Below are 24,547 nucleotides of genomic sequence, written 5' to 3'. Positions count from 1 at the left end.
ATTCAATCTCCATAACTGATAACAAGGCCATGTGTCAGGCGTGTCCAGCCATCAAGCAGGACAAATAACAGTAATTTGAAAGGAAGTGAGATAGTCATTGGAGAAACCATCATCATCCCCATTGCCAGCAGAATGTTAGAAATAATGAGATCGATTGCAATAAATGGTAGATAAAGAAGAAACCCAATTTCAAAAGCCCGGGTTAATTCACTGACGGTAAAGGCAGGTAACAGTATCAATAGGCTGTCTGGTTCTAGCCGATCTGCATACTGGCTTGGCCAAATTTGTCGGGTACTATCGATAAAGAAAGTGCGTTCACTGGGTTTAATATGTTGTTTGAGAAAATTCCGGTAAGGTGTCAGGCCCTCTTCCACAAAGTTATCTACTGATTGCGCATTGCTGAATGAAACTTCATTTTGACGCAGGTAATCTTGAGTGGCGAAACCCACCGGAGCCATCACATAGATAGTGAGGATAATTGCCAATCCGTACATAGCCATGTTGGGTGGGATCTGCTGTACGCCCAACGCGTTACGCAGTAAGGAAAATACCACAGCCAGTTTGAGAAAAGAGGTTGCCATCACGGCAATAAAGGGCAGCAGAGCTAGCAAAGCCAGACCGATGATAAGATCTAATTCGTCCGGTAGTTGGATCATGATTGTTTCTCCACGGAGAGATGTTCGACTCTTACTCCCAGACGTCCCTCAATATCCACCAACCGCCCTGAACCCAAGCATTTTTGATTGACAAGAATACGGACAGCACCGTCTGAAGGAACACCAAGATCGAGTAATGAGCCGGGTTGCAGGCTGGTGAGTGTCTGTAGGTCCAAGGTCTGACGGCCCACTTCGAAACTGACATGAACCTCCAGATCGTTTAGGTCTGTTACTGGCAGAATGTTGTCAGAACTGTCAGGAGAGGGGGTGTGCATAGTGATTAACTCCAATTTATGGTCATGGGATTTAAAGTAGGCCCAAGGGCGTCCTTCCAGATACGCTAATAAAGGGTCATCTGGTTGTTGCTGTGGGGGCAGTAGCAGCACATCCCCTGATTCCAGAGTACGAAACACATCTAAAGTCAGGATTATTGCTCCCCATTGCAGAGAAAGTCGTAGTGGAATAGGCAGGCATTCTCCAAGTTGACGTTCTGGCAATATGGCAATTAAGGGGGATGGCTCTGGTAACCAGAGCGGCAATGTGGCCCCTGGCCGTTCAAGGCGTAGTCGTAAGCAAGCTGATAAAGGGCGTTCTGACGTGGTACTCAGTGCTGACCATGACAGAGTGGGTAGCACTTTGCTCTGATATTCCAGTAGTGCCAACAGCAGATCTTGAGGGAGTGATGTGAGGTCCGCTTGTTGTAGATCAGGTGCGAGCCACAGCGCTAGCTCGGCTGCATGGCAGTAAAAGGAAAAAGTTTGTCCCTGCCAATGGGCAATCAGTACTTTGTCTAACGTTTGGGGAGGGGAGATCACATCTAGGGTGAGATGGCTATTATCCCAACTAAATTGTTGCTGGTGGCGACTCAGGATCTGATGCAGCGTTAATTCTTCCAATGAAACTTTGGATAAGGTCAGGCTATTCATGCATCTTTTTTCCATTCTTCATATACGCTGCGACGTTGACGTGATCCATGTTCACTATCCGTTTGAGACGGAAGGGAGAGTTCAACAGTTTGTGTTGGATAAAGAAGTTGTAGACGTTCAATCAATTCAAAGCGTGCCTGTTTCAGGAGTTGTTGAGCTGCCGGATTCGCTAAAATCTCTATTTGAAGTTTGCCATGCTCGCTGGTGAGTTGGATCTCAAGTGCTCCCAAGCTAGGAAGTGTCAGATGTAATATCGCCGGACGCTGCTGTTGGGTTAGTTCGATACTGATCTCCACACTCAGTTTGTCAATCAACACTTCCAAAAGAGGAGATATGGTTGAAGTTGCTTGCATCGTGGCGAGGATACGCTCTCCCGGCAGGAGTTGTGTTTGTGGGAAAAAAGGTGTTTTCCCGTCTGATCCACCAGAATAAGAGGATTGAGAATCGGACTCTTTTGGCTTTAATACCAACAAATGGGATGTTTCGATTTCATCCACTGTTTTTCCTTCCGCGGTGGTGATTTCGTTGGCATTGCGGGCAGGTATAGGTAAAGTTGGGTCTGTTTGTTGGTGAGGAATGGCCCCGTGTTGTGTGTCTGGCTGAGATGGGGATCGGCCAGGTGTTGTCTGCATCATTGCATGATATGCCAGTTCATCGTTTACATCTTGCTGAACAGGCATCATTGTTGTGTCAGGATTAGAAGTTACCGTGATATCAACCGGCTTTAGGTCAGAATCAGACAAGGCATTCAGGTTTGACTGACGTGTTGGGACTCCGGGTGCTGACAGAGATTCCTTTATCTCGTTAGCGATCTCACTAAGGCGATGAACGGAGGCCGCTAAATTTTTTTTCTGATTTTGACGTGGTGCAGGCATGTCATGGCCTGTCAATGGTAAGGCTTGCTTGCGCGGATCATCAATTGCCGGTTGGAGAGAGTCGAATAGTGGAAGCTCTTCATCTGAGTCATGTGTGGCATGTTGATCCGCTGGTTCATTGTTTGCCGTCCTATTGGTTAACGGTTGTTCTGTCCGCCGTGTGGTTGACTGGCGCGTGTTGGCGGCATGAGAGGTGATAGCTTGCTCGAAACGGCGTTGCAAATCTGCGTCTGCCTCTGCGGGAGACGACGTTGGGAGGGAGGAGAGATCTTTTTTGCCGATAGCTGTCAGTGGGTTCATACTCTTCTGTTTTACACTCTTTCCTGGCGATGGAACTCTTCTTGTTCCAGCTCTTCCTGGTATTCACCTTGGGCTCGGATCGCCTCTTGTTGCTGACGACCTAATTCATTAAATTTTTCTTGCTGTTGGCGTGCGTGATGCAGAACACGTTGACACTCTTTTAATTGACGGAGTTCCAGCTCCACTTTTTCGGTCATTTCAGCCACTTGCTTTTCCAGTTGCGCTTCATTTTCGCGTAACAGGGCAACTTGCTGTTGCCAGCGTTCAAGGCCTTTGCGGTCAATAGGTTGGCCCTGACACAATTCAAAAAGCCGTCGTTCTTCTTCTATTCGCCATTGGCAGTAATCTTGCAAGGTTTGCAAAGCCTGCTGATGGTGTTGACGGGCCGTTTGCAGTTTCGTTTGTTGCAAGGAAAAATGTTTTTCAGCGCGTTCGACTCGCAAGGCTTTTATGCGTTGTAAACGGCTAATCATTATTTTGTTATCTGCTGTAATTGAGCTAAGGTTTGCGGTAAATCACTTGGCTCATGGGTACCTTGGCATAACCAGCTACGTATTGCTTCAATGTGCGCAATGGCATTGTCAGCAACGGGATCTTGCCCTTTTTGGTACTCTCCAATTTGCAACAAAAGCTCAACTTCTTCATATTTAGCTAGCCATTTGCGCAACAGGCCAGCCTGAGCCTGATGTTCAGGAGTGATAATTTGATTCATCACCCTGCTGGCGGAACGTAACACATCGATAGCTGGATAGTGGTTAGCCGCCGCCAGTTTGCGTGACAAAATAATGTGACCATCAAGGATAGAGCGGGTCTCGTCTGCCACAGGCTCTGTCATGTCATCGCCTTCCACCAAAACGGTATAGAGGGCGGTAATCGAACCTTTGTCGGATTGACCAGCACGTTCCATTAGCCGTGGCAAAGCGGCAAACACTGATGGGGGATAACCACGTCGGGTTGGCGGCTCGCCGGCAGCTAAACCTATTTCTCGCTGTGCTCGGGCGAAACGGGTCACTGAATCCATCAGCAGGAGTACACGTTTGCCTTGATCACGAAAATATTCAGCGATTGATGTGGCGACAAACCCTGCTTTAGCTCGCTCCATTGCCGGGCGATCTGAGGTCGCTACCACCAGCACGGAACGTTTTAGTCCCTCTTCACCGAGATCCGATTCGATAAATTCTCGTACTTCACGGCCACGTTCACCGATGAGCGCCAGCACGGTAACATCAACTTCGGCGCTACGAATCAACGTAGATAGCAGGGTACTTTTTCCGCCACCAGCCGCGGCAAAAATCCCCATACGTTGACCTTCACCGCAAGTGAGTAAGCCATCAATAGCGCGTACGCCGAGTGAAAGCGGGTGTTCAATCCGTTTACGACTCATAGGCGCTGGCGCATCCCGATAAACTGGATACCAAGCTTGTGGTTCCGGCAATTGGCCGCCGGAAAATGGATTACCTAGCCCATCAAGGACTTGTCCTAACAGATAATCACCCACGCCAACTTGGTGCATGGCTCCGGTTGGGCTCACTTCAGTATTTGAAGAGATACCAAACATCTCGCCAAGAGGTGTTAACAAGGCTTGATGTTGTTGGAATCCAATCACCTCCGCCAAAAGCGACAGTGTGTTGTCAGGATTGCGTAAGTGACAAAGCTCACCTATCCGTACACCAGGAATAACGGCTTTAAGCAGTGTACCCGTGACCTGAGTAACCCTGCCGCGAATTTGAATTAACCGGCATTCATTAATGGCGTGGCGCATTTTGCCGGGAATATGGTCAAGGGAAAGCTTCATGATCGTTTATATAACCTCTGCTACGAATACTATAAAGAAGGGGAGGTGGAAGGGATTGCAACCTGAGTCGGGAGTTTTTAGAAAATGGTTGGAGTTTACCTGGCTGTTCTCTGCTTTATCGGTAAGATTTCCTATTTTATTCACAGCGTGTTGCTCATGTTTTATGAGTCTTATATCAGAGCAATGGAACTCTTCCTTGAGTTACGGCGGGTTTTGCTAAAAATTCACGACTGATTTTGGCATAGGCGTTGGGGCGGTATCTTTATAATTTGTTCATTATTAACTCTGATATGACAAGGTAGACTATGGATATTATCCAGAATCATCTTCATTCGAAGACTTTATCAGAACTGGGTGCCGGGGTTACCGCGCAACAGGAACAGGCTAAGGTAGGTCAGTTTCAGGGAGAGAAAGTCGTGCTGGTATCAGCATCTCAGTCTTTTGCTGATGCGGCCGAAGAGATGACTTTTGCATTTTCGGAACGCAAGGATATGCCACTCTCCAAACGTAAAGTTAGCGATGGACATGCCAGGGTGCGAGAAATTGAGGCTCTGGTGGGTGAATATTTGCAGAAGGTGCCAGATTTAGAGCGTCAACAAAAAGTTAAGGCATTGATCTCTCACTTAAATAGTGCTCAGTTGACTAATATTGCTCAACTACAGGCTTATCTGGAAAGTTTCTCTGGAGAGGTGAGTGAGCAATTTTATGCGCTAAGTCAGGCCCGTGATGCGCTGGCAGGCAGGCCAGAGGCACATGCCATATTGACATTGGTTGAACAGGAATTATCACGTTTAGCGCAAGAGCAGGGAATTGCTATCGAGTTGGGAGCACGCATTACGCCTGATGCCACGGCAGCAGCTAGAAATGGGGTTGGCAACTTGCAAGCGTTGCGCAATATCTATCGTGATGCCGTGATGGATTATCAAGGGTTGTCGGCTGCCTGGCGGGATATTCAATCCAATTTCAAGAGTAGTTCCCTGATGGAAGTAACAGGATTCATCATGAAAGCGTTGAGTGCTGATCTGGACAGCCAACAGCGGCAACTTGATCCTATTAAGTTGGAACGTGTGATGAGTGACATGCATAAACTCCGTTTGCTTAACAGTTTATCGGTTCAGGTTGAGCAGTTATGGAAAAGCGTGGTAGAGGGGGAAAGTCATGGCATACGGGCCTTCTGACCTTATGGGGGATGTCGTTTCTCTGGTTGAGAAACGTTGGGCCAATGTGCGGGATGTTGAAATGCTCGGTCATGCTTTGGGATTGCAGGATAGCCAAACTCAAATTCATTTCTACCGGGAGTTGAAGCGATTAATTCGCTTGATTCCGGTGGAAGTGTTCAGTGATGAAGAGCAGCGCCAAAATCTGCTTAATGCGTGTCAACTGGCGCTGGATGCAGCAATTGAGAGAGAAGAAGACGAATTGTGGTCGGGAGAGGGAGCATCATGAACTGGATAGAGCCACAGTTGCTCCAGTTTTGTCAGGATTTGGGTATGGAGATGTCTGATGCTTCTAGCCCCTTGATCCAAATCGATTTTGAGTATTCTGGTACGTTGCAAATTGAGCGCTATGGTGGCGCATTAACACTTTGGCTGGGCCGTGAAATTCCCTGGCATCAGGGAAAAGAAGTCATGGTTAAAGCGATGCTACTCACTTTCAGTGGTCAGGGGCCCGAACTGCCCTTACGTTGTGGCTGGCTGGGAGAAGATCGTCTGTTATTGTTTGTGACATTAGATGAACGACATATAACGTTGCCTTTGCTGCATCAGGCATTTCGCTCTTTGCTAAGAGTACAGCGTGAGGTGCTCGCTTCGTGAGCAAAATCGCTGCCGCCCATATAGGAATTGAGCAACTAACGGCGATCAGTCGGGAAGAGATAGAGGTTAGTTTACCCGATCGCTACGCGTTATTGCCCGATGGTCAATCCGTTGAGACTCACGCCGCCCGTCTTTATCCGGCCAACAAGGCTGATCAGGCTTTGTTGGCTTTTGCCTGCCCGCAAGATGGGTTTCACGCTCTGTTGCGTCCACATGATTTTCGTCAGGCGGTTAGTGGTCTGCGTACAATTTTGCAACAAGGTAATGACATCAGGGTACAGCATGCTGTCTCCCTGTTGGAAAAGATGAATCAAGATGAACAGTTGTTGCAGATGGCTCTGCACCTGTTGCACAAGGTATGACCATGACTCTCAGTGCTAAACAGCAGAGCGCTCTGTTGCTGCTCGGCTGGCTTCAACTTCAATACGGTCATCCTGACCGAGCTCGTATTTTATTGGATGCATTACTGGCTTTGCATCCTGAACATCAGGAAGGGCGCCGTGCCTTGGTAGTTTCATTACTTAAACTGCAAGAGGGGAACATGGCAAAAGAACATTGTACTCTCTTACAAGAGCAGGGTGAACAAAGCGCCGCCCTCTGGCTCTGTGTTAGCCGTGCTTGTCAACAGGAAGGGAACCTGGAAGAAGCACTCAGTGCTTATCAGCGTTATCTCGATCAAGGGACCCTATTATGAACCGTGGGTTTGAGTTATTGCGTCTGATTGGCGAGCGTAAAGACATCATGTTGGCAATATTGTTGCTAGCCGTGGTCTTCATGATGGTTTTGCCGCTTCCGCCTATCCTGCTTGACATTTTGATCGCCATTAATATGACCATCTCTGTTGTGCTCATGATGATGGCGGTCTATATCAATTCCCCTTTACAGTTTTCCGCTTTTCCTGCGGTCTTGCTGGTGACCACGCTATTTCGTTTGGCGCTTTCCGTTAGTACCACCCGAATGATCCTCCTGCAAGCAGATGCCGGTAAAATAGTCTACACCTTTGGTAATTTCGTTGTCGGTGGCAACCTGATCGTCGGGATAGTGATCTTTCTGATCATCACTATTGTACAATTTATCGTCATAACCAAAGGTTCGGAGCGCGTAGCTGAGGTTAGTGCTCGTTTTTCCCTTGATGCTATGCCGGGTAAGCAGATGAGTATCGACGGAGATATGCGTGCTGGTGTTATTGACGTCCATGAAGCCAGGGAGAGGCGTAGCATTATCGAAAAAGAGAGCCAGATGTTTGGTTCGATGGATGGTGCGATGAAATTTGTTAAGGGTGATGCGATTGCGAGTCTCCTCATCATCTTTGTCAACATTTTGGGCGGGATAACCATAGGCGTCACCCAAAAAGGGATGTCAGCGTCCGATGCATTGCAGCTCTACGCCATTTTGACCGTTGGTGATGGTATGGTCTCTCAGGTTCCTGCCCTGTTGATTGCGATTACGGCAGGCATCATTGTTACCCGAGTTTCGTCGGAAGACGCCTCTGATCTAGGTAGTGAGATTGGTGATCAGGTCGTTGCTCAACCAAAGGCACTATTAATTGGCGGTGTTTTATTGGTGGTATTTGGCCTTATTCCCGGATTCCCTACATTAACTTTCTTTATGCTTGCACTGGTGGTAGCGGGTGGCGGCTATTTGCTGTTCCAGCGTCAGCGCCAAGCCAACGCCAGCCAACAAGCGGATCTTCCTAGCCTGTTAGCCCAAGGGGCAGGCGCACCGGCGGCCAAACCTAAAGCCAAGAGCGGCAGTAAGGCCAAAGCTGGAAAGCTGAGTGAGAAAGAGGAATTTGCTATGACGGTTCCTTTACTTATTGATGTGGATGCGGGATTACAGGCTGAGCTGGAAGCTATTTCACTGAATGATGAATTAATACGGGTACGACGCGCCCTCTATTTGGATTTGGGCGTACCATTTCCGGGTATCCATTTACGCTTTAATGAAGGGATGAAGAAAGGGGAATACCTGATCCAGCTACAAGAGGTGCCCGTTGCCCGTGGTCGGCTGCGTTCAGCGCATTTACTGGTGCAGGAACCGGTCAGTCAGTTGGAATTACTGGCTATCCCTTATGAAGAAGGGGAACCGCTATTACCTAACCAGCCTACCTTGTGGGTAGCGGAAGCACATCAGGAACGTTTGGTGAAATCCGGGCTGGCGGCTTTATCCATGTCTCAGGTGATCACTTGGCATTTGTCACATGTGTTGCGGGAGTATGCCGAAGATTTTATTGGCGTGCAGGAAACCCGTTATCTTCTGGAACAGATGGAAGGCAGTTATGGGGAATTGGTCAAGGAGGCTATGCGCATAATCCCATTGCAGCGGATGACTGAGATATTGCAACGATTGGTAGGCGAGGACATCTCTATTCGTAATACACGTACGATTCTCGAAGCTATGGTGGTGTGGGGGCAGAAAGAAAAAGATGTGGTGCAATTAACGGAATATATTCGCAGTAGTCTCAAGCGTTACATCTGTTACAAGTATGCTAATGGCAACAATATCTTGCCCGCTTATCTGTTGGATCAGCAGGTAGAGGAGCAGATTCGAGGGGGTATTCGCCAAACGAGCGCAGGTAGCTATCTGGCGCTGGACCCGGCAGTGACGCAAAGTTTCCTCGAACAGATGAAGAAAACAGTGGGTGATTTAACGCAAATGCAGAATAAGCCAGTGTTGATCGTATCAATGGATATTCGTCGCTATGTCCGTAAGTTAATTGAAGGTGATCACCACGGCTTGCCAGTGCTTTCGTATCAAGAGTTGACTCAACAGATCAACATCCAACCGCTTGGTCGGGTGTGTCTATGAACCGTGATCCGCTTACCCCTTGGTTTGAGGAGCAAGGTTATTCAGTACAGCCTCACTGTATGGGGAATAGCCCAATCCCTCTTGGCTGGCGTGTGTGGTATGAAGGCTGTGAAATTGCCTGGCGTTATGATGCACCGCGAGTTTGGATCGTGATGTTACGCCGTACCCGGCAGCGTCGAGGGCTTGCTAATCCATTTGCGCCTCTTTATCTGTTGGCAACAGCAACGATGGCCGTGTTTGGGCCGGGTAGCCGGCTTTATGGTCAAGTTAATACTTTGGTTGACTCTCCCCTTAATGATGAACGTTTGGCCCGGTTTTACCATCGCTGGACAGGCGCAAGTGAGATTGCGCCTGGCTGGTTCGAGTTAGAAGCCAGTTGCGTTATATCGCTACATCAAATGAGAAAACAACAAAAAAAAGTCCAACGTTGACAGGAAGAATCAATATCTCTCTTTATTATATACCCTATGGATTTCAAGATGGATCGCGACGGCAAGGGAGCGAATCCCTGGGAGCATAGAGAACGATGTGACCGGGGTGAGTGAGTGCAGCCAACAAAGAGGCAACTTGAAAGATAACGGGTATAGGAGTCACTGATGCAAGAGAAGCCTAATGCCAAGGTACTGCAAGCTGCTGAGGCAGCCATTAAGAACAGTGATCACAGACTGCAACTATTGCAGGAGATGTGGCAGTCTCTTGGCATCAACCCAAGTGTGGGTACAGAACTGTTTGGTCATACTCATACTGACGTTACTTTGGTTCAGAATGCTGAGCAAGAGTTGTTGACAGAAGTTAATCGCTTACGAAGCAACCAACCACCCTCTTTGGAAGAGGGAAAGCGTCTTCGTCGCCCACCTCGTATGCGTGGCATTATTGTATAAGGAGTTTGAAGGTGGAAATTCGGTCATATCAAAAAGACACACAGCTTTTCTTGGCAGATCTAGAAAAGGTTTCACTAAATCAATTACAAGGTTCTGGATCTTCGGAGCTTGATGGATTGGTTGAGCTTATTCTTGAGAAGAAGATCAAGATTGAATCTGGTTCTGTTGTTATCACTAACGATAAAGAACTCCTGAAAAAACTGATTGCCTATTTTCTGCCAGCGGATGCTGTTGTCAAAGATGGTCATTTCGATAGCCAAATAAAGAATGGAATCAAGAATCTTAAATCTTTCTTGAATAGCCCGACATTAAAAACTGACTGGACATTAAGAGATTTTTTGGCTGCGGTTCATTTTAATTTAACACCGGATCGTCTTGATGATGATGTCATCGATATTTTTGTTTCTGTTATGTCAGGTCATGATAAAAAACGACTTGAGTTGCGTGATGAACTGGCTGCATTGACCGCAGAGTTAAAAATTTACAGTGTTATTCAATCGGAGATTAATGCGAAATTAGCGGCTAATGGGGAGCTTAAGATTAATGATAACTCTTTCAATTTGCTGGACCATAAGAAGTATGGTTTTAGCGATCAGCCCACTTTTGAGAAAAGTGCTGAATATAAACTGCTAAGGAAGATATCTTCTGACCCTAAAATCCTCCATATCTCTATTAAGACATTTTTGGAAAGTCCTAATAAGCAGAGTGGGGCTATGGCAGGTCTGGAGAATTCATATAAATATGATAAGGAAAATAATCGCCTAGCCAACTTTTCGACTTCGGTTAACGATCGTGTAAGTCCACTAAACAATACTGTCCAGGAAAAAACAACACGCTTAAATGAGGCTAGTTCCCGTTATAACGCGGCTATCGAGGCGTTAAACCGTTTTATTCAAAAATATGACAGCATTATACGCAATATTCTCGGCGCAATTTAAGGAATGATTATGGAGCATCAAGAAACATCAACCACTTCTGACCAATATGCACAAGAGCTGGAATCTTTTCTTCATGATGGTGGCACTCTTGCCATGTTGAAGGATATTTCTAGTGATACGTTAGAGCAACTTTACTCATTAGCGTTCAACCAGTATCAGTCAGGCAAATGGCAGGATGCACATAAGATATTCCAGGCTTTGTGTATGTTAGATCACTATGATGCCCGATTCTTCCTTGGATTGGGGGCATGCCGTCAGGCAATGGGTCAACTGGAGCAGGCAGTTCAAAGCTATAGCTACGGAGCGATGCTTGATATTAATGAGCCCCGTTTTCCATTTCATGCTGCCGAATGTCTCTTGCAATTAGGAGAACTTGAGGGGGCTGAGAGTGGCTTCTACTCGGCTCAACAACTTGCGGCAGCTTTGCCGGAACAGGCCGCTTTGGCTGCCAGTTCTAGTGCAATGTTAGAAGCTATCACAATAAAAAGGACTCAGGAAAATGGTTCAAATCAGTGAATCTAAAGTTCCTCAACCGAGGGTCAACAGTTTTCAGGTTGATGAAATCCTCGCAACTATACCTCCTAAAAGCGAGGAGCACGTTACGCCTAGCCAGGCGGGTAACTTGCTGTCTTCTGATGCTAGGTCACGAGGAGTACCATTGCCAGCGCCATTGGCGGTGGTGAATACTCACGCTGACCGAGAAGAAATGGCAAGGCTTAAATCGGTTATGCAAGAGGCTAAGCAGGCTACAGGGCAGATAAAGGTTCTGACAGCAAAGCTGACAGAATCTTCGTTGTTGTCCTCTCTGGTATTGTCCTCATCTGAGGCAATAGAGATTGAACTGGGCAAACTGACCAGCGAGCTTGATCGTAATCAGACGAATCTCAAAATCCAAGATATCCAGCGAGCACGTCAACAAAGCTTGCAGAAAATGGATGAGAACCAGCAGAAGATTAAAGAAGCTGAAAATTCTGCTAAAGAGGCGCAGAAATCTGGATTGTTTTCTAAGATCTTTGGCTGGATCAGTGCAATTGCTTCAATTGTGATCGGAGCAATTATGGTTGCTACCGGTGTTGGTGCGGTAGCAGGCGCTTTACTGATAGCCGGAGGAGTGATGGGTGTAGTCTCTCAGGGGCTACAACAAGCAGCTCAAGATGGTTTAATCAGTAAGGAAACCATGAAATGGCTAGGGCCGGTCATAACCGCGATTGAGATTACGATGGCGGTGGCAGCGGCGGCGGTCAGTTTTGGTGGTTCGGCCGCCGGTTTGATAGCGAAAATGGGCGCGAAAATGGGCAGTAAAGTGGCTGAGATGACAGCTAAGATGGCAGTAAAGGCAGCGGAATTTTCTGCAAAAGCTGCGGGTACAGCAGCAAATACCACGGCTCGGGGCTTGAAAGTGGGTATGCAGGTGAGTGATTTGGGGGTTGATGTTACTAATGGCGCTGCTCAAACTACCAATGCGGCCTTCCAGAGTAAAGCGGCTAACCGACAAGCTGATGTACAGCTCTCACGGAGCGAATTGACCGCATTTCAGGCTGTTATGGACAGGCTCAAAGAGGAGTTGTCCCAAATGGTAGAGTCTTTCCAACATGTGATGGAAATGATTTTCCAGATGCTCAATGCCAGGGGAGACATGATAAATAACCTTGCCCGCCGCCCACAGGAAATTTAGGGAATAAAAAGATGAAAATTATTAATGATAATGTCAGTAGTCAAGGGGTTACTCCCAGTCACGGTGTTGAAGTTGGAACTGACAACTTTGTGTCGACACCGACAGCACATGAAGCTGCTATTCAACAGCCGGAAAAAACGAGGCTCACGGATAAGGTTGAATTGATTGTACCGAAACAGGGCCTCGATCCCAGTCGTTTAGGAAATGTCGGACAAGAATTAAATAACACGCTGGATATGATGTCGCTGCTTTTTGAGATTGCAAAGAGGATGCGTGAACTGGGTATTTTGCAGCGTGACACTGAGAATAAAGCGTCCATTGATGCTCAGAAGTCACAAGTTGATGAGATGCGGCATGGCGCCAAGTTGATGATTGCTATGGCGGTGGTTTCAGGCTTAATGACGGTTGGTTCAGGGCTGATAGGTAGTTTTTCTTCCGTTAAAAACAGTCAGGCGGTTAAGCAGCAGAAGACGTTGGAAACTAATATTGCTGGTCGTAACGAATTAATCGATCTTAAATTGCAACAGCTAGGTAAGAATAGTGATGCGGATCGGGCAGCAATTGGTAAAGTGTGGAATGTAGCACAAGATGCTGACAAGAGCACTTTGAAATCTCTTACTTTGGTTTTTGAAAGTCGTAACAGCAAGCAGCAGTTCTTAACTTCAGTTATGAAATCTTTAGAGGGTATGTCCAATAATTCTGTGCAGGTAGAACAGGGGCTTTCTCAGGCTAAAGCCAAGGAACATGAAGTGGATTCATCTATTTCTCAACATGAAAAACAGAAGAGTGAAGATCAGATTTCATTGGATAACAATTTCATGAGAGATGTTTTGCAATTAATACAGCAGCTTTATCAGAACCATGTCCAGGCATGGCGCGCGGCGACTGGCGTGGTGTAATGCTGGTAAAATAGAGCAGTGTTATATAATAAGCTTGGGCGTACCGAAAGGTGCGCTCTTATCAATGGATACCGCTATTTGATCTCGTTTTTAAAATCCACTAACACCACCAAAGGTATAGAAAAACGAAAATCTCAAATTAAGATTTCAGTCCTTAACAGGCAGAATGTGTTAAGGAAAAAAAGCGTCTTCCTATGTTCCGGTGTTTGGTTTTTGATAATCACTGGGGTGACCTTTTTATTAAAAGAATTGCCCTTGAGTGACAGAGGCGCAAAAGGCGATGGTAGTAAACTGAATCCCTTTTCTGCGGGGGTAACCCGTTTGTTTGACTACTTGGTAATTCAAGTTGGTCTGATTGCCCTCTCTAGTAGGAGTAACCCATGGATGTGATAGCCATCGTCAATCAAGTTTTGGCTGAATTTGCTGCTAAATTCGGCTTGCCGCACCTAGCTTTAAATCACGAAGGTGTGGCTGCTCTCTGTTTTGATGAGCACCTTCACCTCTCTTTGATCTTAATTCCTGAACGTGACCAGCTCGTTTTACAGATAGATGTCGCTGATATCACTGCGGTCGGAGAGGGGATTTTCCGTCAATTAGCCAGCTTTAATCGTCATTGGTATCAGTTTGATCTGCACTTTGGTTTTGATGAGTCAACGCTGATGGTGCAGCTTTATCGGCAAATGTCAGCAAGTCGGCTGAATCAGGCTGTTTTTGAAGAGAGCCTTTCAAGTATGTTGGATCATGCTGAGTTTTGGCAGGAATTATTGCAAGCTCAACTTCCGATTAGCTCTCAACAGAACGAATCTTTGGGAATGCGAGTATGAAAATTGAGAATTCGTTACCCATTCATTTAACAAATGTGTCCCATGAAAACGATAGCCTTTGTTGTGGTCGTCGGGTTACATCAGGGTATATACCACAAAATGTTCATGAGCCGCTTTCTGCGATGCTGAGTAGAGGCTTTGTCATGGGGCTTGAACATGAGACAACATTACAGCGTTTGTTGGATGGGCAGCATACTCCGTTGTCACAACGTAGGATCAGCCTAACATGACCAAAATAGGGTTGGTCTTGTTATGTTTGCTAATTACCGGTTGTGTTAGTGAGGCTATTGAGCATAAAGCATCACGTCTGATTGAGGGCGATGTGACCATGCAGGCCTCTCTACCCAGAACAGCAAACGTTGAGGTGTCATTGTTGACGGTGGTTGAAGGAAAAGTGTTGACAGTAGGTGAGATGCATTATCGTTTGGACATGCTACCCGTCACTTTTTCTATGCGGTTGAGTCCGCAGTTTTCTCATGGTGAGTTATTCTTAAGAGCTCGTCTACGTTGGGATGGGAAACGGACAGTGCAGGCGAAAAGCCAACAACGCGTCGTTGCAGGAAAAGGAATTGTAGTGCAATTGTCTCCCTTACCATGTTATCCAGAATGCTAAATATTTTCGCATTAATAAATAAGGGATAATATTGTCTTTTAAATTTTTAAATGCTATTTAAATCACATGGCTTTATACCTAATAATTTCATGTAATATTTTATTTTCCGGTATAATTTAATATATTTTCAATGTTAAATATCTATAGGATAATACATTAATATTTTAATCGCTTATTTTATAATTAGTTGAATAGTTCCTCTTATATTATCTTAAATAATTTAATTATAAATTAGATAGAGATAATATTCACAATAGTGTTTATTTTAATATTATTTGCCAATTAGGGTATGATAAACCTCACGTCTGTCATATTATTGGGATTGGTAAAGATAGTTAATATTTTTCACTTCCTCTTCTGTTATTTCTTTCTATTTCTTATGCTTGATTATATTTTACTTTTTCATCCTCAAAGTATTTAATTGTATTTGTAATATAGATTACATAAGCCATTTTAAATTAATATCATTTTTAATTTTTTTAATTTTATCTGCTACATTTACCGATTTATTTAAACTGTTCCAATAGATTTTTGATGCTGTTGCTATCTTTACAGGAGATAGTAATACCTAAATTCCCAATGCATATTTTTATCATTATCGTACTTAATGATTTACTATTTTGGTAGAAATTTTCAATCCCATCTATAACTGATACTTAAAACATTGTATGGTATGTGAATAGCAATGGGGAAAAGGGGCATTTTTATTATGAAAATGGTATTTTTATCAAAAACAACTAACTCATTAAAAGGATGGTAGATGTTTCAGTTTGATATTACTATCATTATCCCTGTTTTTAATGATGAAAATAATATAATCTATTTGTTAGATTCAATTTATTCGCAAGAAAATGTTAATTTTGAGGTCATTATTATTAATGATGGTTCAACAGATAACAGCTTAGAAGTCATTAAAGAATATGGAAAAAGAGATAATAGAATACGAATTTTTAATCAAGAAAATCATGGTGTTTCAATAGCTAGAAATTATGGCATAAAATATGCCAGAGGGGAGTGGGTTTTATTTGTTGATAGTGATGATTGGCTAAAACCACAAATATTAAGAAAATGGCTTGATCACGCTATTGAGCAGAGATTAGATGTGTTAATTGGCAATGGAGTCAGTTTTACAGAAGATCCATTCTCACAAGGGAATAGAAGAATAACACGTAGACAGCCTTATGGCAGAGTGTTAACGGGTAAAGAGTGGATAAAATATTGCGTTGAATGTAGAGAATGGCCACATTTTGTTTGGTTACAATTTATTAAAAAAGAATTAATTATAAATAACCAACTGAGTTTTATGGAAAATATCTTTCATGAAGATATCTTATGGACAATTAATTTGTCACTTATAGCGAGTCGAATCGGCTTTTGTGAGGAGCAATTGTATTGTTATCGACATAATTTGCAATCAATAACTCGTTCAAGAGAGAGTAAAAAATTATATCATCGAGCTGATAGCTATATTACCGTAGTTAATTCAATTATTAAAATCTCAAAAGAAATTAAAGGTGAAAAGTCGTTAAAAAGATCTCTTAGTCGTCATGCAATACGAGAGGTTGGTAGTTTTTTTATTTTGTACAGAAAAAAGATACACGATCCAAGCTTAAAAAAATTGCTTGCCAAACGTTTTATTAACCAAATTGCTTTGAGAGATTTATTACCAGGTGTGCATAATTACCATGAACTATGGTTTATTATACGTTGTCATTTAGTCTTAATATTAAGGAGGTTCATGGATGAGTAACTACAATGCTCTATACCCGTCATCTTTCAAGTTGCTTCTTTGTTGGCTGCACTCGCTCACCCCGGTCACATAGTTTGCTATGCTCCCGGGGATTCGCTCCTTTGCCGCCGCGATGCATCTTGAAATCCATAGGGTATATACCCGTCAACTTGAAAGATAACGGCTATATCTATCCGTTAATTATTATCATTCCCTTACATATAATGATAAACCAGCAGAGTTTGTTGATGATCTTGGTATTATATTAAATGTAAGTAATCACCTTATAAAATTTAAGGCTGCACTATGTGTGGCCTTTTCTTATTCTACTGATTTCGCAGTATTCCTATTAACTCAAAATTAAGGCTACACGGCAGCCTATGGATTCCCATTTATGTGAGTGGGAGTGAAGGATGAAATACATGGATAAACAGCCTGACATCTGGATGCAGCTATGGTTATGGCTGCTGTCAGTCAAAGAACAAGGTATAGGTGCGGCGCTGGCTGCCGCAATGGCTTATCTCAGAGGTCGATATAACGGTGGTAAATTTTGGACGACAATTATGGATTCTATTATGTGTGCCATGATTGCCTGGTTTATCCGTGATGCGTTGAACTTTTTTGGTATGAGCACGGATTTGGCTTACATCAGCAGTGTCATTATTGGTTATCTGGGCACTGACTATTTTGGTCAGATCTTAAGAAAAGTTGTTAATAACAAAACAGGTAATAAACAATAGGAGTGAATTATGAGCAGAGGCATTCGAAATAATAACCCAGGTAATATTCGTTGGGGTGATGACTGGCAAGGTCTGATGCCTGCATCACAGCGTACTGATAAATCTTTCTGTCAGTTTTCCAGTCCTGAATATGGTATTCGGGCAATGATTAAAATTTTGCATAATTACAATCGGAAATATGGCCTTAAAACAGTGAAAGGGATCATTTCACGATGGGCTCCTACTAATGAAAATAATACTGATGCCTATGTTAACCACGTATGTAAAAACACGGGAGTGACTTGTGATCAGGTTGTTGATGTCTTTAATCAAGTATTTATGACAGAGCTTATTAAGTCCATTATTACCATGGAAAATGGTAGTCAACCTTATAGCAATGAGGTCATTGATAAAGCATTTTCACTTTTGTAGAGCGATATTATGAAGTTTAACTCTCATGGTTATACTGTTATTGCACTAGCACTTGTCTCGCTTCTGGCTTACCACTATTACGGTAAGTATACCAAACAGCTTGATACGACAGTTAAGCTACAGAGTGAGTTGCTGGAGCAGCAGAATGAAATCGTTAATCAGCAGGAGCGGATAAGGCTCCTGTCTGAACTGGATAATCAGCATACAAAGGAACTTGCTCATGCCAAATCTGAAATTGATGTTCTGCGCAATGATGTTGCCGCTGGTCATCGCCGGTTGCGCATCGCGGCCACCTGTCATCAAGGCGAAGCCGGCTCCTCCGGCAGCGTGGGCCATGCAGCCACCCCACGACTTAGCCCGGCAACTGAACAAGATTATTTCGATCTCCGAAGAATGATTGTTGAGAACGAACAGCAAACGAAATACTTGCAAGAATATATCAAAACTCAGTGTCAATAGCTGAGTTTTGATAATGTTATTGCGTAATGTAAAACAACGTAGGTGTGGGTTGGTTATTAGGGCAAGTATGCTTAAGATCGATTAATAATCAAACAAGGAATACTGTGTTTTGTAATACAACCCGATAACCATCAATATCTTCAAATGTTTTACCTTTAATATCCCAATATGGGTTGTAAGAGGGGACTGCAATAAAGCCAGCGTTTTTCATTAATGATATCTGATCTAACCATTCTGAATGGTCTGGTATATAGAAGGCCAATAAATTGTCCTGTGTGGGGGATCTTCCTACTGTTGTGCCACGATGATGCGTAAATTCGAGATGCCAGAGATGATTTGGATGCCCTAGAATGATGCCATCAAAATTTTCATGATTTTCGAATTGCTCTAGGAGAATAAATCCTAAACCTTGGCGGTACATTTCAGCAACTTGAGTTAAATTGTCAGTTGGCCTGGCGATTCTTAGTATAGTAGATTTTTTCATGGTAATCCCAGTTGATAAAGTTTTTGTGGAATATGTCCAATTCTCAGATCTTCTACTGCGATATAAAACAACCGGTAATGGTAGTTGATAAACGTGAAAAGTACAAAGTGGTGATCTTTGAAGTTAAAACAATCTAAAAATATCCAATACGACCGAGCTATTATTTATAATATGACTAAATTTATGGTTTTATACCCGTCATCTTTCAAGTTGCCTCTTTGTTGGCGGCACTCACTCACCCCGGTCACATCGTTTGCTATGCTCCCGGGGATTCGCTCTCTTGCCGTCGCGATGCATCTTGAAATCCATAAGGTATATAATTGGAGTGGTTTGATAAATTGATTGTCTGTTTTTTATTTTTATCACCATTCCAAGCACCAAAGTCAATGATATGAACAAGGATTTGATGTAAGTAGGTATCTGTTTTCTTCACAATGTCATCAAGAGTATGTCTTTGGTTTCGATAAATTATGATAAATATCCTTACTATCTTTTATTTGATAGGTCTGCTCTTACTTTCTGTTTGTAATAATATCTTATAAGATATATTAAATAATAAAATAATTAATAAATTTACTACCTATTATTTAATAGTCTGAATTTTTCAAAGCTATTAAGTTGATTTCTATTGTTTTTACCAAGTGATATGACCAGTGGCCTAGAGTCTTGCGGCCTTTAAGCAAAATCTTTATATTATATTATATTTTATTATATTATAATCTGGTTTTGTTAGGGGGATTATAATTAATACTATTTTCTGTATTCTTTTTTGTTTATTATTTTTTAAGGATAAATTTCTGATGAATATTAAGGAATTAATTATAGTTCTGGCATTGTCCAGTTCTATGCTATTAGGTGGTTGTACTGTTATGCCTGGGAGTGGTCTTACTGTTTATAATAAAGAAATAATCAATGATGATGATAGTAACTATGATATTAATAATTTGGTAAACGTTTATCCGGTAACACCAAAATTAATTGAAAATTTACGAGTGAATTCTGTTATTGCACGTCCTAATCCTGAGTTAGATAAAGAATTACAACAGTATGAATACCGTATTGGTGTGGGGGATGTCATTATGGTTACTGTTTGGGATCATCCCGAATTGACAATACCGGCAGGACAATATCGTAGTGCTAGTGATACGGGTAACTGGGTGCATTCTGATGGGACGATTTTTTATCCCTATGTTGGTAAACTTCATGTGAAAGGGAAAACGGTCACTCAGGTGCGTACGATGATTACTGATAAGTTATCGAAGTATATCGAATCACCTCAAGTTGATGTCAATATTGCTGCTTTTCGTTCACAAAAAGCCTATGTAACAGGTGAAGTTGCTAGGTCTGCTCAACAACCTATCACTAACGTTCCTTTAACCATTATTGATGCGATTAACCATGCTGGCGGCTTAACCGAAAATGCTGACTGGAGGAGGATCATTTTAACTCATCAGGGAAAAGAGACGATTATTTCTCTTCAAGATTTGATGCAAAATGGTGATCTGAAACAAAATCGTCTGCTCTATTCTGGCGATATCTTATATATCCCTCGTAATGATGATTTGAAAGTGTTTGTTATGGGGGAAGTCAGAAAACAAACCACTCTACGTATGGATCGCAGTGGGATGACTTTGACCGAAGCACTGGGTAATGCTGAAGGTATAGATCAATTATCAAGTGATGCTAATGGCATCTTTGTTATCCGTTCGCTGCGTAATGTGCCTGATAATAAGGGGAAAATAGCCAATATCTATCAGCTCAATGCTAAGGATGCGACGGCGTTAGTTCTGGGAACTGAGTTTAATTTGCAACCTTATGATATTGTCTATGTTACCAGTGCGCCGGTTGTTCGCTGGAATCGGGTGATCAATCAGTTGGTGCCAACGATATCAAGCATTAATAGCCTGACTGAAACAACTAAGTGGATTCGAAAGTGGCCGAATTAATGTTCAATTCTATTCTGATTGTTTGTGTGGGTAATATCTGTCGATCGCCAACAGGAGAGCGTTTATTGCGGCAACTATTTCCTCAGAAAGAGATTTATTCTGCGGGAATATCGGCTTTAATTGGTAAACCTGCAAATGAATTCTCAAGTAGGGTTGCGGCTAGACATGGATTATCCTTAGAAGGGCATATAGCACGCCAACTAACCAGTGAATTATGCCAGAAGTCAAGTTTGATCTTGGTTATGGAAAAAAACCATATTGAGGCTGTAAATAGGATAAATCTAGGGGCAAGGGGGAAAACAATGCTTTTAGGTCATTGGTTAAATGAAATGGTCATCCCCGACCCTTATAAGTCTGATATCGAGGTTTATGAATATGTGTATCAGTTATTATGTAAGAGTGCTAATAGTTGGTTAGGGAAATTATAACTTATAAGTATTTTTATATTATGGGTTTGCTGTTCTTCATTACTTATCAATAAAGTAATTATAGGCTTTTTATGACTACATCAGATAAATCAAGTCACACTCATACGGATAGTGATGAAATTGATTTAGGCCGTCTTCTTAGTGCCTTATTCGATTATCGCTGGGTGATTGGTGGAATTACCCTATTATTCACGGTTATTGGCCTTTGTTATTCCTTGATTGCGACTCCGATATACAAGGCAAATGCTTTATTACAGGTTGAAAAGAGAAGTAGTGCATTGCCTTTAATCGGTGACATGTCGGATATGCTTTCTGGAAAACCGTCAGATACATCGGCAGAATTGGAGTTATTAACTTCCAGAATGATATTAGGAAAGACGGTAAAGGATCTAAATTTGGATGTTCAGGTTACGGCGGATTATTTTCCTGTGATAGGTCAGGGCATTGCCCGTCTTCGTGGTATGCCAAAGCCTGATATTGTTATTAAACATTTTACAATATCACCTGAATATATTAATGAAGGGATAAAAATATATGTTGACGATGCAGAAAATTATCGGTTGTTTTTTGGCAATCAAGTTTTTCACGGGCAAGTAAACAAAGTATTTGATACCGATGGCATAAATTTGCTTATCTCAAATATTTCAGCTTCTCCAGGGCAAAGTTTCACGTTGGTTAAACGGGGGCAATTGGGGGTTATTCGCGGGCTGCAACAAGCTTTGCGGGTAAAAGAAAAAGGGAATAATACCGGTATTATCTTGCTTGAAATAGAAGGTGATGATCGTGCAAGAATAAAATTGATACTGGATAGTATTGGTAAAAATTACTTGCAACAAAATGTGACCAGAAAGACGGAAGAGGCTGAAAGTAGCCTTAATTTCTTAAAAAATCATTTGCCTAAAGTTAAAATTGAGCTCAATCGTTCTGAAGAGTTGCTTAATCAATATCGTCAAGCGAATGAATCTATCGATTTATCACTTGAAGCAAAATCGGCTCTGGAGACATTGGTCCAAATTGAGAAACAGATTAATGAATTGATGTTCAAAGAAGCTGAATTACAGCAATTGTATACCAAACAACATCCCGCTTATGTTGCGTTGCTTGATAAACGTAAAACTTTGGTTGATACCAAAAAGGAGTTGAATCAGTCAATCAAACGGTTACCTAAAACACAGCAGGAAATTTTACGTTTAACCAGAGATGTTCAAGTTGACCAAGAAATTTATGTGCAGTTACTCAATAAACAGCAAGAGTTGAACATCGTGAAAGCGGGGACAGTGGGTAATGTGCGTATTATTGATGAAGCTATTGTAGAAAGTTCAGCGGTAAAACCGAAGAAGTCACTGATTATTGCATCGATGATGGTATTGGGATTTATATTGTCTGCTGGGTTGATTTGCCTACGAGTCATGTTTCGTAAAGGAATCGAAAGTCCCGAACAATTGGAAGAAGTAGGTGTTTCTGTTTACGCCACTATTCCACTATCTGAGACTCAGATCAAACTTGACCAACAACAAAAAAAGCGAACTCATCGTCATAAATTGCGGTTATTAGCTATTCAAGATCCTACTGATTTAGCTATTGAAGCATTGCGTAGCCTTAGAACAACCTTGCATTTTTCAATGATGGAATCTGCAAACAAAATTATTCTTCTTTCAGGTTCTGCTCCTGAACTAGGAAAGTCTTTTATTTCAGTAAATCTTGCCGCTGTATTGGCATTAAGTAATAAACGCGTGCTTTTAATCGATGCAGATATGAGAAGAGGTCGTTTACATAAAGTGTTGCAAAGTCCTCAATCTTTGGGGCTTTCTGAATATTTGGCTGGTCAACATCAGTTAAAAGGGATTATTACCAGAACGTATCTTACTGAGCTTGATTTTGTCAACCGAGGTGCTATTCCGCCAAACCCGTCAGAATTACTTATGCATAATAGGCTTAAAGAATTATTATCTTGGGCAGAAGAGCATTATGATTATGTCTTGGTAGATACTCCTCCTATTTTGGCTGTCACTGATGCTGCGATTATTGGGAGATATGCAGGAACTTCATTGTTAATTGCACGTTATCATAAAACAAGGGTTAAAGAAGTTAATGTGACTATTCGCCGGTTTAGGCAAAATGGCATTCATATTAAAGGTGTGTTGCTAAACGCGGTAGAGAAGAAGTCTGGTCTCTATTATGATTCTAGCGGATATTATCAATACAGTTATAAGGATTGATCGCCTTTTCTCCGGTTTATGAGGCCGGAGAAATTTTATTAATGAGTTCTTATTTTCTTTCATATGTTTCTTAATAATGAGTCAGTTCGTTCAATTTAAGGGAGAATGGATCATTTTTCCTTTCATCTTACAAGTGTAGCTATGGTGAAACCCAGAGACTTTTCTTCTGGTGATTTTATAGCTTTACAGTTGTAGAATGTCATTATAAGATGCTTTTAAAATGAATCTTATGATCAGAGAACCTTCTATGAGCAACCTCATTTGTTATAAACAAATACCCATCTGGCAGAAAAATACCCTTCCTGAAATGTTCACTGAAAGACATAATACTAAAGAAGGGACTTACGCTTGTCTTGAGATCTTTGAAGGTGAACTGGAATTTGTGATTTTCGATGGTGATCAGGAAGAAACTGCATATTTTAATGTACAAAAGCAGCCTCCCATTATTCAGCCACAGATTTGGCATAAAATTAAATGGGTAAGTGATGATATTAAATGCCAGCTCTCTTTTTTATGTGAACCACAATATCTGTTTTATAAACAAAATAATTTGTCATTACCTCACTCTGAAATTAGATATTTGGCAAATATTATTTCTCCTTGTAAGACATTAGATCTGGGGGCCGGTCATGGCCGGAATACTTTCTATCTGGCAGAAAGAGGTTATGACGTTACAGCCGTGGATATTAGTTCACAATGTATTAACGCAATTAATGTTATTAAAGAAAAACAGCAAATTAAAAATATCCGTACGGCTGTTTATGATATCAACTCTTACAATATCACCGAAAAATATGATTTAATTATTTCAACTGTGGTACTGATGTTTATACAACGGGAAAAAATCACCGATATTATTTACAATATGCAAAAACAGACGAATAAAGGTGGTATTAATCTGATTGTTTGCCCGATTGAAACAGATTTTGCACCATATTCATTATTGCCATTCAAAAGTTTCCTCATGCCAGGTGAATTGGAGAATTATTATTCTGACTGGGAAATCATTAAATATAATGAAAACCCGGGTCATCTTCATAAAACAGATGAAAATGGCAATAGAATAAAATTAAATTTTGCGACGCTTATCGCCAGAAAGCGATGAACGTCATCTTTCAAATTGCCTC

The 24,547-nt window shown here is 42.3% G+C and carries 29 protein-coding genes; 23 read left to right on the top strand and 6 right to left on the bottom strand.

All coding sequences use genetic code 11. The annotated features are described in order from the left end of the window. Positions 1-2: 2 nt before the first annotated feature. From sctR to sctN, 5 genes are read right to left on the bottom strand one after another with little or no spacing between them, the layout of a single operon-like run. Complete coding sequence (sctR, locus tag SLS51_RS01295; protein ID WP_323834775.1) at positions 3-656, bottom strand: type III secretion system export apparatus subunit SctR; 654 nt, start codon at positions 654-656, stop codon at positions 3-5. Beyond that, the gene (gene sctQ / locus SLS51_RS01290) at positions 653-1,582 is read right to left on the bottom strand and encodes a type III secretion system cytoplasmic ring protein SctQ (protein WP_323834773.1); all 930 of its coding nucleotides are present in this window, start codon (positions 1,580-1,582) and stop codon (positions 653-655) included. Before sctQ ends, sctR begins: the two co-directional genes overlap by 4 nt. Next, complete coding sequence (locus SLS51_RS01285; protein WP_323834771.1) at positions 1,579-2,757, bottom strand: type III secretion system needle length determinant; 1,179 nt, start codon at positions 2,755-2,757, stop codon at positions 1,579-1,581. Before SLS51_RS01285 ends, sctQ begins: the two co-directional genes overlap by 4 nt. An 11-nt stretch (positions 2,758-2,768) precedes the next feature. Continuing rightward, positions 2,769-3,230: a type III secretion protein gene (locus tag SLS51_RS01280; RefSeq protein WP_323834769.1), complete on the bottom strand. Its 462-nt coding sequence runs from the start codon at positions 3,228-3,230 to the stop codon at positions 2,769-2,771. Next, positions 3,230-4,552: a type III secretion system ATPase SctN gene (sctN, locus tag SLS51_RS01275; protein WP_323834767.1), complete on the bottom strand. Its 1,323-nt coding sequence runs from the start codon at positions 4,550-4,552 to the stop codon at positions 3,230-3,232. Before sctN ends, SLS51_RS01280 begins: the two co-directional genes overlap by 1 nt. Before the next feature lie 305 nt (positions 4,553-4,857). Here sctN and sctW point away from each other — a divergent pair, with 305 nt between their 5' ends. The 19 genes from sctW to SLS51_RS01180 all read left to right on the top strand — a co-directional run bounded on the left by sctW (position 4,858) and on the right by SLS51_RS01180 (position 18,343). Then, positions 4,858-5,730, top strand: a complete 873-nt coding sequence (gene sctW / locus SLS51_RS01270) for a type III secretion system gatekeeper subunit SctW (protein WP_323834765.1) — start codon at positions 4,858-4,860, stop codon at positions 5,728-5,730. Continuing rightward, the gene (locus SLS51_RS01265) at positions 5,711-5,998 is read left to right on the top strand and encodes a TyeA family type III secretion system gatekeeper subunit (RefSeq protein ID WP_323834763.1); all 288 of its coding nucleotides are present in this window, start codon (positions 5,711-5,713) and stop codon (positions 5,996-5,998) included. Before sctW ends, SLS51_RS01265 begins: the two co-directional genes overlap by 20 nt. Further along, the gene (sycN, locus tag SLS51_RS01260) at positions 5,995-6,366 is read left to right on the top strand and encodes a type III secretion chaperone SycN (protein ID WP_323834761.1); all 372 of its coding nucleotides are present in this window, start codon (positions 5,995-5,997) and stop codon (positions 6,364-6,366) included. The genes SLS51_RS01265 and sycN overlap by 4 nt, the downstream gene beginning before the upstream one ends. After that, a complete protein-coding gene (gene sctX / locus SLS51_RS01255) occupies positions 6,363-6,728 on the top strand; it encodes a YscX family type III secretion system protein SctX (RefSeq protein WP_323834759.1) in 366 nt (121 codons plus the stop codon). Before sycN ends, sctX begins: the two co-directional genes overlap by 4 nt. A gap of 2 nt (positions 6,729-6,730) precedes the next feature. After that, the gene (sctY, locus tag SLS51_RS01250; RefSeq protein WP_323834757.1) at positions 6,731-7,060 is read left to right on the top strand and encodes a type III secretion system chaperone SctY; all 330 of its coding nucleotides are present in this window, start codon (positions 6,731-6,733) and stop codon (positions 7,058-7,060) included. After that, positions 7,057-9,174 (top strand): type III secretion system export apparatus subunit SctV, encoded by a 2,118-nt coding sequence (gene sctV / locus SLS51_RS01245; RefSeq protein ID WP_323834755.1) that lies wholly within the window; start codon positions 7,057-7,059, stop codon positions 9,172-9,174. Before sctY ends, sctV begins: the two co-directional genes overlap by 4 nt. Continuing rightward, positions 9,171-9,605, top strand: coding sequence for an LcrR family type III secretion system chaperone (locus SLS51_RS01240; protein WP_323834753.1), 435 nt, complete (start codon positions 9,171-9,173; stop codon positions 9,603-9,605). The genes sctV and SLS51_RS01240 overlap by 4 nt, the downstream gene beginning before the upstream one ends. Positions 9,606-9,770: 165 nt before the next feature. Beyond that, entirely contained in the window at positions 9,771-10,055 is a 285-nt protein-coding gene (locus tag SLS51_RS01235; protein WP_323834751.1) for an LcrG family type III secretion system chaperone, read from the top strand. Between the two features lie 11 nt (positions 10,056-10,066). Next, positions 10,067-10,993 (top strand): virulence-associated V antigen, encoded by a 927-nt coding sequence (locus SLS51_RS01230; RefSeq protein ID WP_323834749.1) that lies wholly within the window; start codon positions 10,067-10,069, stop codon positions 10,991-10,993. A 9-nt stretch (positions 10,994-11,002) separates the two neighbouring features. After that, on the top strand, positions 11,003-11,509 hold the full coding sequence (locus tag SLS51_RS01225; RefSeq protein ID WP_323834747.1) for a SycD/LcrH family type III secretion system chaperone: 507 nt from the start codon (positions 11,003-11,005) through the stop codon (positions 11,507-11,509). Continuing rightward, the gene (gene sctE, locus SLS51_RS01220; RefSeq protein WP_323834745.1) at positions 11,493-12,668 is read left to right on the top strand and encodes a type III secretion system translocon subunit SseC family protein; all 1,176 of its coding nucleotides are present in this window, start codon (positions 11,493-11,495) and stop codon (positions 12,666-12,668) included. Before SLS51_RS01225 ends, sctE begins: the two co-directional genes overlap by 17 nt. 11 nt (positions 12,669-12,679) lie before the next feature. Next, positions 12,680-13,567 carry a YopD family type III secretion system translocon subunit gene (locus tag SLS51_RS01215; RefSeq protein ID WP_323834743.1) on the top strand — a complete coding sequence of 296 codons (888 nt, stop codon included), beginning with the start codon at positions 12,680-12,682 and terminating at the stop codon, positions 13,565-13,567. Positions 13,568-13,947: 380 nt separating this feature from the next. Next, positions 13,948-14,391 (top strand): type III secretion system chaperone, encoded by a 444-nt coding sequence (locus tag SLS51_RS01210; RefSeq protein ID WP_323834741.1) that lies wholly within the window; start codon positions 13,948-13,950, stop codon positions 14,389-14,391. Then, complete coding sequence (locus SLS51_RS01205; protein WP_323834739.1) at positions 14,388-14,621, top strand: T3SS regulon translocated regulator ExsE family protein; 234 nt, start codon at positions 14,388-14,390, stop codon at positions 14,619-14,621. The genes SLS51_RS01210 and SLS51_RS01205 overlap by 4 nt, the downstream gene beginning before the upstream one ends. Next, positions 14,618-15,004, top strand: coding sequence for a YscW family type III secretion system pilotin (locus SLS51_RS01200; RefSeq protein ID WP_323834737.1), 387 nt, complete (start codon positions 14,618-14,620; stop codon positions 15,002-15,004). Before SLS51_RS01205 ends, SLS51_RS01200 begins: the two co-directional genes overlap by 4 nt. A gap of 760 nt (positions 15,005-15,764) precedes the next feature. Further along, the gene (locus tag SLS51_RS01195; protein WP_323834735.1) at positions 15,765-16,754 is read left to right on the top strand and encodes a glycosyltransferase; all 990 of its coding nucleotides are present in this window, start codon (positions 15,765-15,767) and stop codon (positions 16,752-16,754) included. 392 nt (positions 16,755-17,146) lie between these two features. After that, positions 17,147-17,473: a phage holin, lambda family gene (locus tag SLS51_RS01190; RefSeq protein WP_011147890.1), complete on the top strand. Its 327-nt coding sequence runs from the start codon at positions 17,147-17,149 to the stop codon at positions 17,471-17,473. A 9-nt stretch (positions 17,474-17,482) separates the two neighbouring features. After that, complete coding sequence (locus tag SLS51_RS01185) at positions 17,483-17,884, top strand: structural protein (RefSeq protein WP_323834732.1); 402 nt, start codon at positions 17,483-17,485, stop codon at positions 17,882-17,884. A gap of 9 nt (positions 17,885-17,893) precedes the next feature. Next, entirely contained in the window at positions 17,894-18,343 is a 450-nt protein-coding gene (locus SLS51_RS01180; protein ID WP_323834730.1) for a lysis protein, read from the top strand. Positions 18,344-18,431: 88 nt separating this feature from the next. On the opposite strand, the gene SLS51_RS01175 is transcribed toward SLS51_RS01180, so the two are convergent. Beyond that, the gene (locus tag SLS51_RS01175) at positions 18,432-18,827 is read right to left on the bottom strand and encodes a VOC family protein (RefSeq protein WP_323834729.1); all 396 of its coding nucleotides are present in this window, start codon (positions 18,825-18,827) and stop codon (positions 18,432-18,434) included. Between the two features lie 800 nt (positions 18,828-19,627). Here SLS51_RS01175 and SLS51_RS01170 point away from each other — a divergent pair. The 4 genes from SLS51_RS01170 (at position 19,628) to tehB (ending at position 24,525) form a co-directional block, all read left to right on the top strand. Next, on the top strand, positions 19,628-20,773 hold the full coding sequence (locus SLS51_RS01170; RefSeq protein WP_439126831.1) for a polysaccharide export protein: 1,146 nt from the start codon (positions 19,628-19,630) through the stop codon (positions 20,771-20,773). Beyond that, entirely contained in the window at positions 20,773-21,201 is a 429-nt protein-coding gene (locus SLS51_RS01165; RefSeq protein WP_323835024.1) for an arsenate reductase/protein-tyrosine-phosphatase family protein, read from the top strand. Before SLS51_RS01170 ends, SLS51_RS01165 begins: the two co-directional genes overlap by 1 nt. A 71-nt stretch (positions 21,202-21,272) precedes the next feature. Then, positions 21,273-23,420, top strand: a complete 2,148-nt coding sequence (locus SLS51_RS01160; protein ID WP_323834727.1) for a polysaccharide biosynthesis tyrosine autokinase — start codon at positions 21,273-21,275, stop codon at positions 23,418-23,420. Positions 23,421-23,667: 247 nt separating this feature from the next. Beyond that, positions 23,668-24,525 (top strand): SAM-dependent methyltransferase TehB, encoded by an 858-nt coding sequence (gene tehB / locus SLS51_RS01155; RefSeq protein ID WP_323834725.1) that lies wholly within the window; start codon positions 23,668-23,670, stop codon positions 24,523-24,525. Positions 24,526-24,547: the final 22 nt, after the last annotated feature.

It is taken from the genome of Photorhabdus africana, from assembly GCF_035181445.1.
In the GTDB taxonomy this organism is placed as follows: Bacteria; Pseudomonadota; Gammaproteobacteria; order Enterobacterales; family Enterobacteriaceae; genus Photorhabdus; species Photorhabdus laumondii.
The sequence above is the reverse complement of the archived record's forward strand: the minus strand, read 5'-3'. Positions and strand labels throughout refer to the sequence as shown.